Consider the following 19,207-nt stretch of genomic DNA (forward strand, 5'->3'; position numbering starts at 1 on the left):
GGAAGGCTGTTTGCATTATGAGCCTGGTTAATTTCCCAAAAAGCCTGAACGGTAATAGTGGTTGTAAACAGCCGTTATCCTCATTCAGGTTTTATTCTTTTCCAGCAGTTTTCAATAAACCCGTCCGGAACCAGAATCGCTTGCGATTCGGGTACGCCGGACTCTCACAGAGGTTGGCATAATGCAGGTCATTAAGGCCGATGTAGTTATCGTAGGTGCTGGCGGTGCCGGTCTGCGAGCTGCCATTGCAGTAGCGGAAAAAGATCCGGGTCTGAAAGTGGCTCTGATCTCCAAGGTTTACCCAATGCGAAGTCACACTGTGGCTGCAGAAGGTGGATCGGCTGGCGTAGTCCAGGATCACGACTCTTTTGAAAACCACTTCGTTGATACAGTTTCCGGTGGTGACTGGTTGTGTGACCAGGACGTGGTTGACTATTTCGTGCAAAACTCTACGGACGAAATGATTCGTCTGGAGCACTGGGGTTGCCCATGGTCCCGTAAGGCTGACGGTGACGTAAACGTCCGTGCTTTCGGTGGCATGAAAATCGAGCGTACCTGGTTTGCAGCGGACAAATCCGGCTTCCACATGCTGCACACTCTGTACCAGACCTCTACTCAGTTCCCATCTATTGAGCGTTACGACGAATACTTCGCCACTGACCTGATTATGGAAGATGGCCGTGCCCAGGGTGTCACTGCGATTGAAGTAAAAACAGGTGAGCCCAAGGTATTTTTGGCTAAGTCCGTTGTTTTAGCTACCGGTGGTTCCGGTCGTGTATTCCGCTTTAACACCAACGGTGCAATTGTTACCGGCGATGGTCACGGTATGGCTCTGCGTGCTGGCGCACCTCTGCGTGATATGGAATTTGTTCAGTACCACCCAACCGGTTTGCCAGGCTCTGGCGTACTGATGACCGAAGGGTGTCGCGGTGAGGGTGGTATCCTGCTGAACAAGGACGGCTACCGCTACCTGCAGGACTACGGTCTGGGGCCTGAAACGCCGGTTGGTCAGCCCAAAAACAAATACATGGAACTGGGCCCCCGTGACAAGCTGTCCCAGGCATTCTGGCAGGAGCAGCGCAAGGGCCGCACCGTTAAAACCCCGCTGGGTGACGCGGTGATGCTGGACCTGACCCATCTGGGTGAGAAAAAACTGATGGATCGTCTGCCGCTGATCTGTTCCCTGGCCAAGAACTACGTGGGTGTTGACCCTGTCAAGTCACCCGTACCTGTTCGTCCGGCTGTCCACTACACTATGGGTGGTATCCGTACCGACATCACCACGGCAAGCGATATTCCGGGCCTGTTCGCTGCTGGCGAGTGTGCTTCTGTAGGTATGCACGGCGCTAACCGCCTGGGCTCCAACTCTCTGGCTGAAACCGTTGTATTTGGTAAGGTGGCCGGTGACTACGCGGCTGATTTTGCCAAACAGGCTACTATGTCTGACGAGAAGAAGCTGCTGGATCAGGCTCGTGGACATCTGGACAACATTGAGTCCCTGCGTAATGCCAACGGTACTGAGAAGCTGTCTCACATCCGTAAGGAAATGGTTCAGACCATGGAAAAATGCTTCGGCATCTATCGTCTTGGTGACGAGATGCAGGAAGGCGTTGACAAGATGGCTGAACTGCGCGAACGCTTCAAGAACGTCAAGATCGAAGATAAGAGCAAGGTGTTTAACACCGAACTGCTGCAAGCCTTCGAACTGAAAAGCTCCCTGGCGGTTGCACAATGCATCGCTGTAGGCGGTGTAAACCGGAAGGAATCCCGTGGTGCGCACGTGCGTCTTGATGATTTTGATACTCGTGACGATGAGAACTTCCTGAAGCACACCCTGACTTACTTCAATGGCGATGCTGAGCCACGCCTGGATTATCAGGAAGTGAATATCACCCGCTATCAGCCACAAGAGCGTGTTTATGGCGCTGCGGCTGAAAAGGGCGCGGCTGAGAAAAGCGCTGCGGGTAAAGAGAAGTAAGGAGTATCGATTAATGAGCAACAAGACGATTACGATCGAGATTCTCCGTTACAATCCGGAGACCGATGAGAAGCCGGGCTACGGCTCCTTTGAGATTCCTTATATTGAAGCCTGGTCCATGCTGGACGCGCTGGAGTATATCAAGGACGAACTGGACTCTTCCCTGTCCTACCGCTGGTCCTGCCGTATGGCGGTATGCGGTAGCTGCGGTATGGTCATCAACGGCAGACCAAAGCTGGGTTGTGAAACCTTCCTGCGTGACTACTACCCGAACGCTATTAAGGTTGAGCCTCTGGCTAACTTCCCCATCGAGCGTGACCTGGTGGTAGACGCCGAAGACTTTATCAACAAGCTGGAATCCGTTAAGCCTTACATCATCAATGCGATGGAGAAGCCGGTTGAAGAGGGTGTGAACAAGCAGACACCTGAGCAGCTGGGCCTGTACAAGCAGTTCTCCATGTGCATCAACTGTATGCTGTGTTACTCCGCCTGTCCGCAGATGGGTCTGAACCCTCTGTTCACCGGCCCTGCGGTTATCGCTCTGGGACACCGTTACAACCTGGACTCCCGTGACGAAGGTTACGACCAGCGTACTGAAGTGATACAGGGCAAGAATGGTGTCTGGTCCTGTACTTTTGTTGGTTACTGTTCAGAGGTTTGCCCGAAGAACGTTGACCCGGCTGCTGCTATCAACCAGAACAAGCTGCAAGGATCCCAGGACTGGGCTCTGTCCTTCCTGATGCCACGCAAAGGAGCTAAGTGATGAGTCGTCGCCCTTATGTACGCCCGATGAAGCGTACCTGGTTTATGGATCACCCGTTCTATCGTAACTACATGGTGCGTGAAGCATCCTGTGTGTTCGATGCCCTGTACGCGGTTAACCTGTTCTGGGGTATCCTGCAGTTACGCGAAGGCGCTGAAGCATGGAGTAGCTGGTTGGCTTTACAGGCTAACCCGCTGATGATTCTGTTTACTGTGGTTACTCTGGGCATGACCCTGTACCACGCAGTGACTTACTTCGACATGACGCCCCGGGTTCTGCCTCAGTTCATTCGCAAGAAAGTGGCTGACCCTATTGTTAACAAGCTGATGTATGCAGGTCTGGCAGGTATTTCTGTTGTGATCCTGGCTGCAGCGACAATGGTTTAAGGGAGTAAATAAGATGAGTCAGAAACGTCATATTGAACCCCTGCTGTGGAGCCTGTTTGGCGCAGGCGGTACCACCATCGCACTGTTTTTTCCGGCGATGATTCTGGTTATTCTGCTGTCTTCTCTGGGTGTGATTCCGGCTGAAGCGCTGTCTTATGAGCGTATGTCCGGTTTCTTCCTGAACAACCTGATTGGTCAGCTGGCTCTGCTGGCGGTGCTGGTGCCGTCTTACTGGGCTTGTATCCACCGTATCTACCACGGTTCTCATGATCTGGGTATGCACCCTGGTGTTGGTGTGAAGATCCTGTGCTACGGCGGTACTCTGGTACTGAGCATTGCTACGGTATTCGCTGTACTGTTCTGATACATAGCTGAGTGATACATAAAAAAAGGGGAGGCAGACTTTGCAATCTGCCTCCCCTTTTTTCTGGTTGAATGAAAACTATCAGGAGTCGATCTCTATTCCTCTCTGATTAATCTGCCAGTTATTTTTCTTTATCTGTTCCGGGCTGCCTTCAATGGCAACCTGCCTGTCCAGTTTGCCCAGATGCTGTTGCAGTTGTCCGAAGGATCGGGTTTCCAGTTGCTTTGTAAGCGATTGCCCCAGCTCGGGTTCGAATTGGCTGGCCTGCATAAAGTCGTTGCTGATCGACTGGCAGACGGTTTTTACGGCATTGTGAGGGCTGTCGGGGAGAATGAAGTATAAATTCAGACTGTCGAGCTGCTCCTGGGCACTGCCCTTTAAGTTGGTCAGATGCCCTACTATTTGCTCTGTTGCAATATCGGCGTAGCGATTAATGACCAGTTGCTGGGCTTCCGGAGGAAGGTTCTTAGGCGCAATCCGGGTCAGCTGTTCAAAGTGCTCAGGTGTTTTCACCCGTTGTTTTAGTGCTTCTCGCACACCTTCCCATGACTTTTCCCTGACCAGGTTGCGAAGCAGACTGAGTGTTTCCCTGTTCAGTGGCGGGTGAGATATGGAGCGGTCTGAAAGGTCTGTATCGGGGTGAACTTTAGATTGCAGCCCCTGTTGCAGGTTTTCATCAAGAGAGAGAGGTGAAACCGTTTTGTCGCCTAATGTGCCAACAGGCTTTTCGGTCTGGTTGATATTTACGGGCTGTTGGGGCGGTGTAACACCTGAGTTGCCGTCAATCTTTGACATGACCTTCAATCCCTGTGTGTAAAGGTATAATTAGACTTATTATTACTCCATTATTGACATAATAGCCCGATTTATCTGACGGAGCTTCTGCCATGATCCATGCGCTTCCCAAAGCTGAGTTACATTTGCATATTGAAGGAACGTTAGAGCCGGAGTTGATGTTTGAACTGGCTGCCCGCAATAATGTTCAGCTACCCTACCGCAGTGTCGAAGACGTTCGTCGAGCCTATGAGTTCAATGACCTGCAATCGTTTCTTGATATTTATTATGCCGGTGCCGGTGTATTACAAACCGAACAGGATTTTTATGATCTGACCCGGGCCTATCTGCTGCGCTGTCAGCAGGACAATGTCGTCCATACCGAAATCTTTTTTGATCCTCAAACCCATACTGATCGTGGTATTCACTTTGAAACGGTCATCAAGGGTATTCACTCAGCGCTGCAGGAAGGTGAAAAGACGCTGGGCATTACCAGTCATGTCATTATGTGCTTTTTGCGTCATTTAGGTGCTGAAGCGGCTATGCACACCCTGGAAATGTCCCAACCCTGGCACCACTGGATTATTGGAGTAGGGTTGGACTCTACTGAAGTTGGTTATCCTCCGGAAAAATTCAGGGCGGTATTTGCTAAGGCAAGGGATTACGGTTTAAAAGCCGTCGCTCACGCCGGTGAAGAGGGCCCGGCAGATTATATCTGGGGAGCCATCAAAAGCCTTGGGGCTGAACGCATTGACCATGGTGTTCGGTGTGAGGATGATCAGCAGCTGGTGAATTATCTGGCTGAACACCAGGTTCCTTTAACCGTCTGCCCTTTGTCGAATGAAAAATTAAAAGTATTCAGCCACCTTGAAGATCACAATCTTAAATCTATGTTAAACAAAGGGCTGCTGGTGACGGTCAATTCCGATGATCCGGCTTATTTTGGTGGCTATGTTAATGATAACTACCGGGCCGTTCAGGCTGCACTGTCGTTAACCGACGATGAAATCTACCAGTTAGTAAAAAACAGTTTTAATGCCAGCTTTATCAGTACTGAGCAGAGGGCTGGCTATCTGCAACAACTTGAAAACGCCTTTAAGGAGTTTCAGCAGCATGAGTAAAACAGTCGTTATTACCGGTGCTAATCGAGGATTAGGACTGGAATTTTGTAAACAGTATCTGGCTGAAGGTCATAAGGTTTACGCCTGCTGTCGTTCACCGGAGTCTGCGGAAGAGCTACTCAAGCTGAAGCAGGAGGCTGCAGGCAGGCTTGAAGCTGTGCCTCTGGATGTCACTAATGCTGCTCAGCTGACCAACCTGAAACATACCCTGCAAGGGCAAAGTATTGACCTGCTGATAAACAATGCTGGTGTGTATGGTCAGCAGCAGTCATTTGGTGAGGTTAATGAGCAGGAGTGGATGAAGGTTCTGCATATAAACACGGTTGCTCCTTTGCTGGTGGTTCAGGAGCTGGTTGACCTGATGGCTACTGATGGAAAAATCCTGCTGATGACCAGCAAAATGGGCAGTATTGAAGATAACACCTCCGGTGGACGCTATATCTATCGTTCTTCTAAAGCTGCCCTGAACGCTGCTGGTAAAAGCCTTGCCCTTGATCTGTCTGATAGGGGCATCAGTGTTGCCCTCTGCCATCCGGGCTGGGTTCAGACGGATATGGGCGGCCCTGATGCCTTGATTAACACTGAAACATCTATTCGTGGTTTACGCGAAGTCATGGAACAGCTGACGATTGACAAGTCGGGTCAGTTTTTCAGTTATGACGGATCGATTATCCCCTGGTAATTGACACAGTAATATCTGTCCGCATCTTCCAAATTTCTACTATTTAATGAAGCACCTTAAACTCTGTATCAAAAAATATACAGAGTTTGAGGTGACCTTATAGAGCCCTGATAGCAAAATGCCCTCCCCAAAAAAAATTAATTATTGACCCGAAAACCCGGGGCAAGTTTTTGCGCTCTATTTCAGGAGAAATTATCAGGTGCGAATGAATAAATTCCGAATGACTGCTCTGGCGGCAGCCGTTGTTCCAGCAATCTTAATGAGTCACTCTGTTAGTGCTGATGAAGCTGATCAGCCTGATCCGGCAGATTTGACCCGTCCGCAAACCTTTATCTGGGTGCAGGGCGGTGGCAGTGAAACCAAGGCTGATGGAAAAACCCGAACCGGCATTGGCCGAATTTCCGGTGGTCTTTCTGGTCAGTTCAGTGAAACATCACAGTACCTTGGCTTGCTGGAGCAGGAGTTTGATAAAAAAGGCACTGCCAACACCCGCGGAAGGTTGTTCACCACTTTTGACACTGGCAATTCTCTTGTGTCCAAAATGGGTTTTTCTATCGATTACATCCGCCATGCCAAAAAGAAAGACACCACCACGGCACTGGGTGTTATCGGCAAGGTTGAAACCCCTTGGGAATGGGTATCCATCTATCCCAACATTGCCGCCGTGGAAACTGAAACTAAAAAGGGGCCAAAAGGCGACAAGGTGAAAAGCCGGGGTTACCAGTTCACTATGTTTACCAGCCTGTATCTCAATGAGAAGGGCATGTACTCAATGATTGCGCCTGAGTACGCCAAACTGAAGGACGTTACCATTAAGAAGGTGGAAGTGTCCCTGGGTGCGCCTATAACGGAAGATGCCAAAACCTGGTGGGATGTGAAACTGACTTACAGGAAGAATGAAGGCAAGAAAAAACTCGCTGGTATCAAATCTGACGGCACTGAGCTGCTGTTTGGTGTAAGCCACTATTTCTAAGCCGCTATTTTTAAGCCACTATCTTTCATGCCTGAAAAGCCATAAACGACACTTGATTTGAATGTCGGGGTTTTCACGGTGGATTTGGCTTAGAAAAAAAGACGACTGAACGGAAGGTCGGTCGTCATTCAAACCGTAAGTCGATTGACCAGTACCACCCTCACTGGTTATAAGGAGTAATTGAATAATGAAAAAACAACTGCTGGCTATTGCCATTTCTCTGGCAGGTATTTCTGCTGCCCACGCCACCACCACTTATCATCAGCCTGACCAGAAAATGCTGGACAACCTGGAGTCTTACCAGGTCAGTGCCGCCAACTGGGAAGAAGCCAAATACATGCGCTTCACCATGTCTGACGCGCACCTTTACCATAACTACGCGCTGGTCACTCCGGATGCGAAAAACAAAATGCCTCTGAAAGTCGTGGGTGGTTTTGACCCGGCGAAAATGATGGTTGATGATATCCGTCCTGGTAAGAAAATCAGCATGTACAATGTTATGCGTGACCGGGCGGCTATCCAAAGTTATGTCATCATGAACAAGGATGGTGAAATCCTTTCTGAAGATTATTGGTCAAACACTGAAGAAACGACCAACCACCACGTTATGAGTGCGCACAAGTCGTTTTCTTCCATGCTGGCGTTCGCCGTTGCCGATGCGGGCTACTTCAAAATGTCCGACCCGATTGGCAAGTACGCACCAGAATTTAAAGGCAGCAAGTTTGAGAATGTCAGCATTCAGAACTTCGCTGATATGACGGCAGGTGTCTGGGATCTTCCCAAGTCCCGTGACAACTACCATAACTGGGGCATGACTGGCCTGACTACCGGTTCCTGGGACTCCCACATGGCGGTTTCCGTGGGTTACAACGGTCTGGTGAAGGGCAAGGACGGCAAAATGGTTCCGCCAGCAGATGCCTACGGTCAGCTTAATAACTTCAGTGAGTGGCTGAAGGTTTTTGCTAAAGAGGTTAAACCTTCAGCAGGGCCTGGTGAATTTTACGCCTACCGTGACGTAAACACTGAAATGCTGGGTCTGGTGGTTACCCGTACTACTGGCCTGCCATACGCTGAAGCTTTTGATAAGTTCATCTGGAGTAAAGGCGGTTTTAACTACCCGGTCAGCTTCTTCGTCAACCAGGAGAAAGAAAGCGCGGCTTCCGGCTCCATGAACGTGACGGCTCGTGACTTTGCTATCGGTTCCTACCTGATGGTTCACGACGGCAAGAACTGGAAAGGTGAGCAGGTATTCCCTAAATCCTACGTTGACGCCGTTAAGAACGGTGATGAGGTAGTGAAAAAGGCGTGGTCTCAGCGTGAATATGAAGCGCTGGTTTACCCACAGGCATTCTACAAGAACCAGTGGCGTACAGTGACCGATCCTGAAACCGGCAAAACATTCTCTACCATGATTGGTGTGAACGGTAACTTCTCTGCCTTTGACCACGAGACCGGCAATATTATTGCGGTTCAGGGCGCTTACCGTGAGCCAACTGGTTACGCTTACGTAGAGGTTTATGTGCGTAGTGTTATCCAGCCGATCTTTGACGAGCTGGCTAAGAAAAACAAAGGCTAATTCCATTCAGCCTTAAAGAATAAGCAGTTGCATGGACGCGGCTGCTCTTCGAAAAGGATGCTTCAGATTTAATTGCCCTTCGGGGTACTGACAGTACTCTTCCAGAATCAGAATCAGAATCAGAATCAGGATCAGTTATGAAAAAAGCATTGCTGGCAACAGCCGTTGCATTTGCCTCCCTCTCATTTAATGTTTCAGCCACAGTGACCTTCCATGAAGCTGACCAGAAGATGCTGGATCAAACCGCCAATCTGGGCATTAATCAAGCTAACTGGGACGCCAATGAATTTGTGTCCATGTTTTATATTGAAGCCCAGCGGGTCAGTGACCATGCGGTGATCTCCAAAAGTCAACAGCCCCGCCGTTTTGAGAAATCCGATAAAACACTGGATTTGGCGTCAGTCAAGGTTAATGACGTCGATGGTTCTGAACTGTCACTCTATGACTTGCTGAGAGACCGTCTGCACAACCGCTCAATGGTCGTGCTTCAGGATGGCAAGCTGGTTCATGAACACTACTGGTCCGGCACCAATAAAGACACCAAGCAGCTCACTATGTCAGCGGGTAAGTCGTTCACCAGCTCATTGATGGCAATAGCCCAGTCCGAGGGATATCTTAAGTTCAGCGACCCGGTTAAGAAGTGGTTGCCAGAAGCCAAAGGCACAGTCATCGGTGACGGACCTTTGCAGTACATTTCTGATATGCGTTCCGGTTTTGCCCTGATTGATGAGGATCAAAATGTTTACGGGGACGACTGGGACACCTCCATGGAAGACGCTATCTCCTGGCACGGCCATGTAGATACAGACTGGGTAGGTATTAAGGATTACACCCCACACCTGACCAAGCTGTCTTACGAGCAGGGCAAGAAGTACGAATACCACTCTTACAACACCGAAGTTCTGGGGCTTGTTACCCAGCGGGCTGTAGGTAGACACTTCACGGATTACCTTGCGGAGAAAATCTGGAATAAAGGTCAGTTTACGTCGGACACCACCATTATGGTTGACCGGGAGAAAAACGTTCTTGCCAGTGGAAGCATGACCATGACCAACCGGGATTTTGCCAATATGGGTGATATCTGGGCTCACAATGGTCAGTCGCAAAATGGTACCCAGGTGGTTCCCGCAGACTGGCTGAATGATATCTGGGAAGGCAACAAAGAAGTACGTAATGCCTGGGTGAAAGGTAAAGAGGCTGCGCTGGCGGAAGGCTTTTACAAGGACCAGTTCCGGGTATTGAACCTGGGTGGTCAGGAGTGGCTTATCGCTGTCGGGGTTAATGGTCAGATTATTGCGGTAGAGCGTGACAGCAAAACCGTTATCGCTATGTTCAGTAGCTATAACGTTCCCTCTTCGGCACGACTGGCGGTCGGCTTTTTCCATACCGCTATTCCGGCGATTATGGATAACATCAAAAAAGCCTGATCAACGAACTGGTTAGATAAATACCCCGTTCTGCGCTTTCAGCAGTAACGGGGTATTTTTTTATATGGAGATAACATGTATTTACCTCTTGCCATTCTCGCTTTATTTGCATTTCTATACAGCATTCTGGCAGGCCGCTTAGAAAAAACACCCATTTCAGGCCCCGTGGTTTTCATTACATTTGGCTTACTGGTGGGACCATTGGGAGCAGGCTGGCTTCAGCTTGATGTGACAAGCACTGAGCTAAGAATACTGGCTGACCTTGTGCTTGCTCTGGTGTTGTTTTCTGATGCTGCCAGTGTGAACAAAGTGGTTCTTAAATCGGGTTTGTATCTCCCCCTGCGAATGTTATTGATTGGGCTGCCCGGAGTCATCGCAGTGGGATTTCTGGCTGCCTGGCTGATGTTTGATTCGTTAACTCTGTGGGAGGTGGCGATTCTTGCCACCATGCTCAGTGCAACGGATGCCGCTCTGGGGAAAACCGTTGTCACCAGTAAAGCCGTTCCGGCGAATATTCGTATGGCGCTTAATGTTGAAAGTGGCTTAAACGACGGTCTTTGTGTACCTGTTCTGTTTTTGTTTATTGCCCTTGCGACTGCCGACGCAGGAAGTCATGACACATCGGCTCTGGCGATTCAGCTGGTGGTGACTGAGATAGGGATTGGCCTTTTTGTCGGCCTTTCAATCACGGCATTGGGTGTCTGGTTTATTTTTCATGCCTGGAGACGGGGCTGGATAACGGAGCTTTGGGGGCAGCTGCCTGTCACTATGCTGGCCCTGACCTGCTTTGCTGTCGCACAGTCGCTTCATGGCAGTGGTTATATTGCCGCTTTTGTAGGCGGATTGCTGTTTGGTTATATAGCCAGAAGAAGGGCGCATGAATTGGTGCTCGATACAGAAGGCACGGGTGAGACACTGGGTATGCTGACCTGGATTCTGTTTGGGTCAGTGGTTATTCCTGAAGTCATTGACCACTTTACCTGGCAGATTTTCGGATATGCCGTGTTAAGCCTTACTGTTATTCGAATGCTACCTGTTTTGTTGTCTCTAGTGGGGACGAAAGAAAGTTGTGGAAAAAGGCTGTTTTTGGCCTGGTTTGGCCCACGGGGGCTGGCAAGCATTGTCTTTGCTATTATCGTACTGAACCAGAATATAGACGGTGCAGAGCAGTTGGCGGTCATTGTTTCGTGTACTGTGCTGCTTAGTGCAGTGACACACGGAATTACGGCCGTTCCTTTTACCTTGTTATTGAATTGTTGTGATCGTAAAGAACGTTAAATAATTTATTGGCCTGGTCAATATAAACGCCCCGTTACCGACATCAGCGGTAACGGGGCGTTTTTGTTAGCGGTATTTGAAACGGTAAGTTTCCATTGGCAGATGGCCCGGATTTCCCGGAGAAACGTGGTAATCAATAAACTCGTTATCAATTTCCACCACATGCCACAGGTTAGACGTTTCCATCTTTTCATCCACCGGCTTGTTAATTGGCTTGTGGGTAAACAGTTCCTGCCATTTCTCGACGGTCATCTGGGCAGGCGTTTTTCCTTTCGTTGCCGCTGAAATCATGTCGAACCGCTTAACGCTGTCTTTGTTCAGCGTCCAGTAGATTTCCGGCAGAGCCTGCATATCGACCTTCTTGCCTTCCAGCTTCAGTTCCTGTCGGTAGGAGCCTGACAGGTCATCATTCGCGCGGGCAACATTGGCAATGGCCATCCATGAACCGTCGGTTTTCATTTCCGCCACTTTATTGGAAGAAACTTCGAAGGTTCGGGTGCCACGGTGGTCAGTCAGGGCATAGGCCAGTCCGGCGGCGGGTTTTACTGAGTTCAGGAAGTCAATGGCTTTGTCCACAGAGCCCGCTTCAATCAGCTTGCGATAGATAAATATCTGAGCAAGGCCGTTGTCCACATCGTGAGCCAGCTGGAACTTGGAGTGTGGAGTAAATGTATAACCTTCTGAAGCGTTAATACCATGACCGATCAGGGTACCGGCATAAGTGGTGGTCAGCAGAACGGTGCCATCTTCCAGAACATGCTTGATCAGTGCCTGACTGCCTTCGAAATGACGGGTCCAGTCCAGAGTGTAAGCGACGGTTGACTGACCTTCACCCCATACAGAACCGTGGGAGCAGTGTCCGGATGGCAGGCCAAGACCCGCTTTTTCCGAGGCCAGCATAGGATCGATACCGGTCATTTTTTCCAGTACCCAGAAGGTTTCATCAAAGTTGAGGTTGTAGATAAAGACATCCTTAAAGTCCAGTTTGGCACCATCGGCGATGCCTCTGATCTCCTCGACCAGTTCTGGCGCTTCCTTCAGGGCTGTCTGGTACAGGCCGGTCTTTTCAAAGAAGAAGGTTCGGTAGTCTTCCCAGGTGTAGTCAGTGCCTGCCATTTCCAGAAACGCTGACACCATATCGTATTTAAAACGGTTCAGGGTTGGACGGATAACCTTGCGGAGCGCTTCGCCATGTTGAACGCCGCGCTCATAGGAAGTGCCTCTGACTTCAACGGTAAAGAACTCAGATTTCTGGTTGTCCAGATCCACCTGAAACTCAACAGGAGGAATACCGGTAAGGCCTTGAGTACTGGCCATCAGGCTGGCTGGTGCAACGCTTGCTGCGATGGCTGAAGCCAGTAGGGCGGCACTCAGTTTTCTTTTCATGGTCATTGCTATCAATCGCTTCTATCAGTAATGTTCAGGCTGTCCTGAGCTGGTGTCGCTGGTCAGGTTCGGTCATTTTAAAGCGTGTATTTTTAGAGCATCTGGCGGAGAATGCATGGCAGAGTGTGTAACCAATCAGTAGCAGAGTGTTGTGTGCTAACAGACGAAAAGAGGGAAGCCATGAAGATTGACGCAGTCAAGGCATTCATGATGACAGAAGAGACCGGATCGATCTCTGAGGCAGCCAGAAGAATGAAGAAACCCAGGGTGATGCTGAGCAACTGGATTTCGGCACTGGAAGACGAGTGGGGGGTCAGATTATTTGACCGAGCTGGCTATAAGCCCGTACTGACGGATGAAGGCAAGAGTCTTCTCTCTGTTTGCCGTTCGCTGCTGGCCAGTGCTGATATGCTGGAGCGCAAAGTCTCCAACATTCTGCAGAATGATGAAAAAAGTCTTACATTCGGAATGGACCATGGCGTTGGACAAAGTTTCATTATTGACGCTTTACAAGAACTGGAACGTGCTCACCCTGCATTGAACATGACGATAAAAACCGGGTTTGATGATGAGCTGGTTTATGGTGTTGAATCCGGTGAAATAGATTTTGTTTATACCAGTCTGGTTGAGCTGGATTTCTCCCGTTTTGTTTGTCGGCAGATTGGTTTTTGTGATTTTGTGGCGGTCTGTCATCGTGATCATCCACTGGCCAGTTATGACTATCTCCAGGTCACGGAACTTTATAATCAGCGACAGATCTGGACCCGGCTTCACCCTTCATCAGACTCCAGAAAAATACGCATGTCTGACAGTTTCTGGCAAGTTTCTGACTATAAAACCGCCATTGACCTGGTTATGCGTGGGCTGGGCTGGACCTATTGTCCAAAAAGCTTTGCTATAGAAAAGATTCGTGACGGCGAGCTGGTTATATTGAGCCACCCTCAGGCTGTTTATCGATGGCCAGTGGGTCTGCTCTGGCGTGCCGACCGCCAGCCAGGACCGGTTATGCAGCATTTGATGGATATTATTACCAGCTCTACCTTTCAGTCATAAACAGCCATAAGCTTGGTCCTTGAAAAACCTCAATCCGGCCCGTCCGGACTCAGGCTCATCAAAGGCTTTCACGACGAAGCGCTGACTGGCGATTGGAACGGTTATCGCTCCTCACGCCTGAACAAACAATACCGAGTGATCTACACCGTCGAATCCCAAATGGTGCAGGTCAAGGTCATCAAGGTGACAGCCCATGACTACAAAAAACGATGAATGGCTTCCCGCCACTAAACAGATCGATGTAACAGTGGGTGAATCCGTTCGCATTCTGCGCGAACTTCAGGGGCTCAGTCAGAACCAGTTGTCGGAGCGTACCGGCATCCCTCAGTCCACCCTGTCTGCCATCGAAAACAACACTGTAAGCCTGGGCATCCACCGGGCCAAACAGCTTGCTATCGCTCTGAGTTGCCATCCTGCTGTCTTGTGCTTTCCTGGCTGGGATGTCAACCAGAGAGCAGGTTAAGCTCGACAGGCTTCTGGTAGGTGAAACTGGAACAATGCTTGCTGAAGATAGAACTATACTGAGGTTCCATCCTCCTTCGGTACGACCTTTGCCATGCCTAAATCATTTGCCTCCTCGGCGGATATGACCGCAAAAGCCATGACTTTTGAAATGCTTTCTGAAGGTGTCTATGCCTTTACCGCAGAAGGCGACCCCAATACCGGTGTAGTGGTTGGCACTGAAGGGGTTCTGGTTTTTGACTGTCAGGCCACCCCGGCGATGGCGCAGAAGGTTCTGGATGCCCTCAAAGAAGTAACTGACCTGCCGGTCTGCTACGTGGTACTCAGTCATTATCATGCGGTCAGAACACTTGGAGCCTCCGCATTTTCCGGCGCTAAAGTCATTGCCAGTCATGCAACGTCTCAACTTATCACAGAGCGGGGAGAGCAGGACTGGGAATCGGAACTGCGACGTTTTCCCAGATTGTTTGAAAACCACGAGACGATCACTGGCCTGACCAGGCCGGATATTCTTTTTGATGAGTGCCTGACCATAGACCTGGGGAATCTGAAGGTTGAAATCATTCATCCGGGACCCGGGCATACAGGGGGAGATACGATTCTCTGGATTCCTGAACAGCGCATCATGTTTGCGGGCGATCTGGTCGAGTCAGGCGCTACGCCTTATTGTGGTGATGCCTATCTGCATTGCTGGCCGCAAACATTGGGTCAATTGCTGGAAATGGAGCCTTTGCAGTTATTACCGGGTCGTGGCAAAGCGATGAAAAGTCAGGAAGGCTCGCAAACTGCCATATCCACCACCAGTGGCTATGTTTCACGACTCTATGAATACGCCAGTGATGCTGTTGCTCAGGGGATGAAGCTCGCAGACACTTTTGACTATATCCGCATGAAAATGGACAGGGATTACTCATCCTGGGTGATCTATGAGCATTGTCTGCCATTTAATGTGTCCAGAGCCTTTGATGAGGCTTCTGGCTTAACTGTCCCTTCTATCTGGACCGCAGAGCGGGATAAACAGGTTTGGCAAGCCCTGCAGAGATGAATTTGAGAGGCGAAATAACTCTGGGAAAAGTAAGTCTGAGAATGGTCGATAGTTATCAGTAGACAGTTATCAGTAGACAGTGACCATTAGACAGCTACCAGTAGCCTTCTATTTCCCAGCTAACCGGCGCACCTATGCAACAACTGATCCACGACTTTGTACTTCTCTTTGCCGTTATTGATCCGATTGGAACCTTGTTGCTCTTTTTATCAATCACGGGAGGTTTTTCTCCCGGTGATCGTAATCGGATAGCGCTCCGGGCGACGATTTATAGCGGAGCTATTTTGCTGCTGTTTATTGTTGTCGGGCAGTTGATTCTCACAGCTATGGGTATTCGTCTGGGATCATTTCAGATGGCGGGGGGCGTGATCCTGTTTATTTTCTCTTTGAAAATGATTTTTGGTGAAGACGTTTCTCACTCCCATGACCGGGCTGAACCAGGACATGATATTGCCGTTTTTCCTCTGGCGATTCCCTCTATGGCAAGCCCTGGCGCTTTGACTGCCGTCGTTATTCTTACCGACAACCGCAGGTATGGTCTGGACGAGCAAATCCTGACTTCCATTATTCTTGTCGTAGTTCTTCTTATTACCTATCTGCTTCTGTTGATGGCTAACACCATTCATAAATGGTTGGGAGACAGTGGTTCTGCCATTTTGATCAGGGTGATGGGAATGCTGCTTTGCGCGTTGGCGGTTGAAATTGTATTGCAGGGATTTGCAGGACTTGGGGCAGGACCACCCAGTCATTTGTAGTGGTTGATTTCTTTAGAAACATTTTTATAGCAGTGAATGATTCTATCCAGCAGATCAGATGGATTATCCTGACCGGATTGATAGCCAGCTGCTTCCAGTTTTGCCGTTAACTCAACAAGCTCTGATGCACCAACGATTGCAGCAGCCCCTTTTATTCGGTGAGAGAGTCTGGCTATTGAGTCGTATTGCTGGTCATTGACAGCACTGCTTAGCTCTTTCAGGTCGTGATCTGTTGTGCTGATAAACTCTGTCAAGAGAGCGTTGAGCAAGGTTTTATTACCATTAGTGATCATCTGAAGGTTGGTCAGGTCCAGCATGACGGTTTTCCGATCCTGTATCTTTCTTGCGTTTAAAATTTCAGGAATTTATTCATGACAGCTTGTAATGCCCGGTCAAAGAATTGCTGATTGTCCAGCAGTTCAACTCTGTTGTTTTGTATTGATTTTTCCAGCTCTGGACCTGACCATTCCGCGACCTTCATACCCGACTTGTTAACAAAGACATAACGGTCTGTGTGACAATTGATTGTCGCCAGCTTACAGCGCAGGCGGTGGTCATTTTTACCTATAAACTCAACCCACTGACCAACAACAGGCATTTCTGTATCAGGAAACGGCTGTGGCAGGGTATCAGAGATTGAAAGGTCGATTTCCGGTTCAGGAAATTCAGACTCCCTGATTTCATCTGTTTCTACTGTTGGTTTATTTTGTTGCTGGTCGGCTTGTTTCTGGATAACGATCTCTTCTTCAAGGCCAATATGTTTATTGGTCATGGAGTCGATGCTATGAAGCCATTCCGCTACAGCAAATGGATTAATTTCAACTTCATTAAACTGATCAAGAAGATAATTTTTCAGTATTTGCCAGTCATCGTCCGGTATGTTGTTCTGGCGATTCTCCTGAAGGTTCCACAGTAACATATCCAGAGTATTGACCCGGTGGAACCAGTCTTCATCGGAGCTGCCCTGCTCAAGAGCGAGCTGTAGAACGTCTTTCCAGCCTGAACATACCAGATCGTTGAGGGACTTCGGCACATTATGCCTGGTGAGATAAGAGTCCACTATATCATCAACAGGAGATGCTGTTGTCGTATTACTGGCAGGGTCGATGACCGGTTCTGAATATTCTTTGGTTAATTCTGGTGTGTTAAGGATTGCTTCCTCTGCACTGTCGGTATTCCACAGATCGTCTTCAACAGTCTGTATTGAACATTTGTTGATCGATAATAGTTCTTTATTAAATTCGTCGAGGCATTCAGAAAATATATTGGGATTGTCTGTAAAACTCCGAATAATTGTTTTGACGGTATTTTCAATAAGATGAACAACAGGTTCGTCACTCTCTTTACAGTGCATGCCTGCGGATGTCATATCATTCAGTAGTTGTCTGCCGGGATGTTCTCTGTTGGATAAAAAGTCATGATCAATTAAAGCCAGTTTCAAAACGGGTATTTGCAGAAGTCCAATAATGTTTTTAATGATATCAGGTAGTTCGTGGTCGTCTATTATGTATTCAAATAATAATCCGACAAAATTAATAAGGTCTTCCTGTCGCGGAGAAAGATTTTGTGTAATTCCCCGGTTTATCAATTCATGTTTAATAGAATCTGACAGATTTGAAATTGATGAAGTTTGCTCTGATAACTCATTCTGAATGCTGGTTAATGTTGAGGTGAGATCCTCAGTTGGATAACTCGTTGCAGAAATGATAAAGGAATCGGCACCTGTTTCATTAAGAGTTTTGTTAAACTGCTGACCAATCATGGATTCAACTCTTGAAACCACCTGCTGGGCAATCTGGTTTACCAGCTCGGTATCGCTATCGGCTGCTTCCTGATTGGTATTCTTTTTTGGATTAGTGCTAGCAACCGTTTCAGTGTAAGAAGATACTTTGGGTGTGTTCAGTTCCAGCCCCATCCCTGAGAGATCGGTATCTGCCTGTTGCCACATTTGTGCAGCCGTGAATTTCACATGCTTAGCGAACAGTGATAAAAATTCCTGAGCCGTATCAACATCAAGATTTAACGGTACCAAAGCACTGGCAAATGCTTCGCAAAGGGCCATTGAACCAATGGGCAGATGTGTAGAGTCTGAAGGTATAGAGTCTGAAGGTATAGAGTCTGAAGGTATAGAGTCTGAAGGTATAGAGTCTGAAGGTATAGAGTCTGAAGGTGTAAAGTCTTGCAGGCGTGATTCACAGTTATAAAGATTCTGCACTTGTTCGCACATTTCCATTTGTCTGGCGGCTGCCTGCCAGGCCAGATTTTTTTCCAGTGTCGTATTATCAACTAAACATAAATCATTGTCTGGCTGGGAAGTATCCGTCGTTTTTTTAGCTTCAGTCCATTCACTGACATTGTTGAACAGGTGGTTGGTAAATGATTCAACTATCTCTGCCTTGGAGCGTTTTACTTTTTTTCCTGTTTCAATTAATTGCATCAGGTCAATGTCGCTGGCAGCTGTGAGCTGTTTTTCTGATACATAGTCAGCTAAAGAATTAACGGCAGGATTGATCTTGGGAAGGATGTATTGGTTTAACAGTGTTTCAAATAGCATTTCTATCTCAAACTGCGCAACAGGTGAGGTTGGCGTGTTGATAGAAACGACATTACTACGCTGCTCAGACATGTACAACAACTCCCTGTACTATGAGTATTTTTATTAGTGTGTGTTCTAGTTTTTTGATTGAACTTAAAAAAACATATTTTTATTATTGTAATTTATTTACTGGTTACTTTTTATAAATTAACTTCATATAAGAACGACGCTATATTCTTGTTGTCAATTTTTTGTCAGTGATATCGTTCAAAGCATCAAGTGTCATTGCTTCATTTCTTTTGTCATTTCTTTTGCTCTTTCAATGGCTTTCTGGAATCCGGTTTTAAACATTCCTTCCCGAATTTGCCTTTGCAGTTCTTCTGGCGTTATTTCCCCTTCAGCTGCCTGGTTATCACTTGCAGCCGTTTCCATATCTTTGTTTTTCTTCATCATGTCTGAGAAACGATCCGCTTCAATGGCATCAACCGGGCTTTTAGGCTGAACCGGGTCGACCGGATTGCGGCTGCCATCAGGGCGTAGAGGTTCTGCATCAGTATTATTGATCATATTGGGGCTCCCGTTTGTGGGCTGGCTTATCCATTTACTATAGATAGATATATCGGCTCTGTTTCTGATAGCTGCCTGGCA

Annotated in this window: 20 protein-coding genes; 15 read left to right on the forward strand and 5 right to left on the reverse strand. The window is 48.2% G+C overall.

Annotation, left to right across the window (positions count from 1 at the left end; all coding sequences use genetic code 11):
* Positions 1 to 181 precede the first annotated feature (181 nt).
* Genes frdA through frdD form a run of 4 tightly spaced genes read left to right on the forward strand, consistent with a single transcriptional unit; the run spans position 182 to position 3,491 of the window.
* On the forward strand, positions 182 to 1,978 hold the full coding sequence (gene frdA / locus NX722_RS27680) for a fumarate reductase (quinol) flavoprotein subunit (RefSeq protein ID WP_262566034.1): 1,797 nt from the start codon (positions 182 to 184) through the stop codon (positions 1,976 to 1,978).
* Positions 1,979 to 1,991: 13 nt separating this feature from the next.
* Positions 1,992 to 2,741 (forward strand): succinate dehydrogenase/fumarate reductase iron-sulfur subunit, encoded by a 750-nt coding sequence (locus NX722_RS27685; RefSeq protein WP_262566035.1) that lies wholly within the window; start codon positions 1,992 to 1,994, stop codon positions 2,739 to 2,741.
* Positions 2,741 to 3,127 (forward strand): hypothetical protein, encoded by a 387-nt coding sequence (locus tag NX722_RS27690; protein ID WP_262566036.1) that lies wholly within the window; start codon positions 2,741 to 2,743, stop codon positions 3,125 to 3,127. The genes NX722_RS27685 and NX722_RS27690 overlap by 1 nt, the downstream gene beginning before the upstream one ends.
* A 13-nt stretch (positions 3,128 to 3,140) precedes the next feature.
* The gene (gene frdD / locus NX722_RS27695) at positions 3,141 to 3,491 is read left to right on the forward strand and encodes a fumarate reductase subunit FrdD (RefSeq protein WP_262566037.1); all 351 of its coding nucleotides are present in this window, start codon (positions 3,141 to 3,143) and stop codon (positions 3,489 to 3,491) included.
* Positions 3,492 to 3,572: 81 nt separating this feature from the next.
* On the opposite strand, the gene NX722_RS27700 is transcribed toward frdD, so the two are convergent.
* Entirely contained in the window at positions 3,573 to 4,286 is a 714-nt protein-coding gene (locus NX722_RS27700) for a hypothetical protein (protein ID WP_262566038.1), read from the reverse strand.
* A 92-nt stretch (positions 4,287 to 4,378) separates the two neighbouring features.
* Here NX722_RS27700 and NX722_RS27705 point away from each other — a divergent pair, with 92 nt between their 5' ends.
* The 6 genes from NX722_RS27705 (at position 4,379) to NX722_RS27730 (ending at position 11,322) form a co-directional block, all read left to right on the forward strand.
* A complete protein-coding gene (locus tag NX722_RS27705) occupies positions 4,379 to 5,386 on the forward strand; it encodes an adenosine deaminase (RefSeq protein ID WP_262566039.1) in 1,008 nt (335 codons plus the stop codon).
* Complete coding sequence (locus NX722_RS27710) at positions 5,379 to 6,068, forward strand: SDR family oxidoreductase (protein WP_262566040.1); 690 nt, start codon at positions 5,379 to 5,381, stop codon at positions 6,066 to 6,068. Before NX722_RS27705 ends, NX722_RS27710 begins: the two co-directional genes overlap by 8 nt.
* Before the next feature lie 259 nt (positions 6,069 to 6,327).
* Positions 6,328 to 7,041 carry a hypothetical protein gene (locus NX722_RS27715; protein ID WP_262566041.1) on the forward strand — a complete coding sequence of 238 codons (714 nt, stop codon included), beginning with the start codon at positions 6,328 to 6,330 and terminating at the stop codon, positions 7,039 to 7,041.
* A gap of 187 nt (positions 7,042 to 7,228) precedes the next feature.
* Positions 7,229 to 8,617, forward strand: coding sequence for a serine hydrolase (locus NX722_RS27720; protein WP_262566042.1), 1,389 nt, complete (start codon positions 7,229 to 7,231; stop codon positions 8,615 to 8,617).
* A 137-nt stretch (positions 8,618 to 8,754) separates the two neighbouring features.
* Positions 8,755 to 10,044 carry a serine hydrolase domain-containing protein gene (locus tag NX722_RS27725; protein ID WP_262566043.1) on the forward strand — a complete coding sequence of 430 codons (1,290 nt, stop codon included), beginning with the start codon at positions 8,755 to 8,757 and terminating at the stop codon, positions 10,042 to 10,044.
* Between the two features lie 75 nt (positions 10,045 to 10,119).
* Positions 10,120 to 11,322 carry a cation:proton antiporter gene (locus tag NX722_RS27730; RefSeq protein WP_262566044.1) on the forward strand — a complete coding sequence of 401 codons (1,203 nt, stop codon included), beginning with the start codon at positions 10,120 to 10,122 and terminating at the stop codon, positions 11,320 to 11,322.
* A gap of 66 nt (positions 11,323 to 11,388) precedes the next feature.
* Here NX722_RS27730 and NX722_RS27735 read toward each other — a convergent pair whose 3' ends face one another.
* Entirely contained in the window at positions 11,389 to 12,708 is a 1,320-nt protein-coding gene (locus NX722_RS27735; protein WP_262566045.1) for a C45 family autoproteolytic acyltransferase/hydolase, read from the reverse strand.
* A gap of 180 nt (positions 12,709 to 12,888) precedes the next feature.
* Here NX722_RS27735 and NX722_RS27740 point away from each other — a divergent pair, with 180 nt between their 5' ends.
* The 5 genes from NX722_RS27740 to NX722_RS27760 all read left to right on the forward strand — a co-directional run bounded on the left by NX722_RS27740 (position 12,889) and on the right by NX722_RS27760 (position 16,023).
* The gene (locus NX722_RS27740; RefSeq protein ID WP_262566046.1) at positions 12,889 to 13,761 is read left to right on the forward strand and encodes a LysR family transcriptional regulator; all 873 of its coding nucleotides are present in this window, start codon (positions 12,889 to 12,891) and stop codon (positions 13,759 to 13,761) included.
* A 12-nt stretch (positions 13,762 to 13,773) separates the two neighbouring features.
* Positions 13,774 to 13,974, forward strand: a complete 201-nt coding sequence (locus tag NX722_RS27745) for a type II toxin-antitoxin system mRNA interferase toxin, RelE/StbE family (protein ID WP_262566047.1) — start codon at positions 13,774 to 13,776, stop codon at positions 13,972 to 13,974.
* Positions 13,955 to 14,224 (forward strand): helix-turn-helix domain-containing protein, encoded by a 270-nt coding sequence (locus NX722_RS27750; RefSeq protein WP_262566048.1) that lies wholly within the window; start codon positions 13,955 to 13,957, stop codon positions 14,222 to 14,224. The genes NX722_RS27745 and NX722_RS27750 overlap by 20 nt, the downstream gene beginning before the upstream one ends.
* 93 nt (positions 14,225 to 14,317) lie before the next feature.
* Positions 14,318 to 15,268 (forward strand): MBL fold metallo-hydrolase, encoded by a 951-nt coding sequence (locus NX722_RS27755; protein WP_262566049.1) that lies wholly within the window; start codon positions 14,318 to 14,320, stop codon positions 15,266 to 15,268.
* 134 nt (positions 15,269 to 15,402) lie between these two features.
* Positions 15,403 to 16,023, forward strand: coding sequence for a MarC family protein (locus tag NX722_RS27760; protein ID WP_262566050.1), 621 nt, complete (start codon positions 15,403 to 15,405; stop codon positions 16,021 to 16,023).
* On the opposite strand, the gene NX722_RS27765 is transcribed toward NX722_RS27760, so the two are convergent.
* From NX722_RS27765 to NX722_RS27775, 3 genes are all read right to left on the reverse strand, one after another.
* Complete coding sequence (locus tag NX722_RS27765; RefSeq protein ID WP_262566051.1) at positions 16,014 to 16,340, reverse strand: Hpt domain-containing protein; 327 nt, start codon at positions 16,338 to 16,340, stop codon at positions 16,014 to 16,016. The genes NX722_RS27760 and NX722_RS27765 overlap by 10 nt on opposite strands.
* Before the next feature lie 32 nt (positions 16,341 to 16,372).
* Entirely contained in the window at positions 16,373 to 18,649 is a 2,277-nt protein-coding gene (locus tag NX722_RS27770) for a DUF1631 domain-containing protein (protein WP_262566052.1), read from the reverse strand.
* Positions 18,650 to 18,841: 192 nt separating this feature from the next.
* Entirely contained in the window at positions 18,842 to 19,126 is a 285-nt protein-coding gene (locus tag NX722_RS27775) for a hypothetical protein (protein WP_262566053.1), read from the reverse strand.
* Positions 19,127 to 19,207: the final 81 nt, after the last annotated feature.

The organism is Endozoicomonas gorgoniicola (assembly GCF_025562715.2).
In the GTDB taxonomy this organism is placed as follows: Bacteria; Pseudomonadota; Gammaproteobacteria; order Pseudomonadales; family Endozoicomonadaceae; genus Endozoicomonas_A; species Endozoicomonas_A gorgoniicola.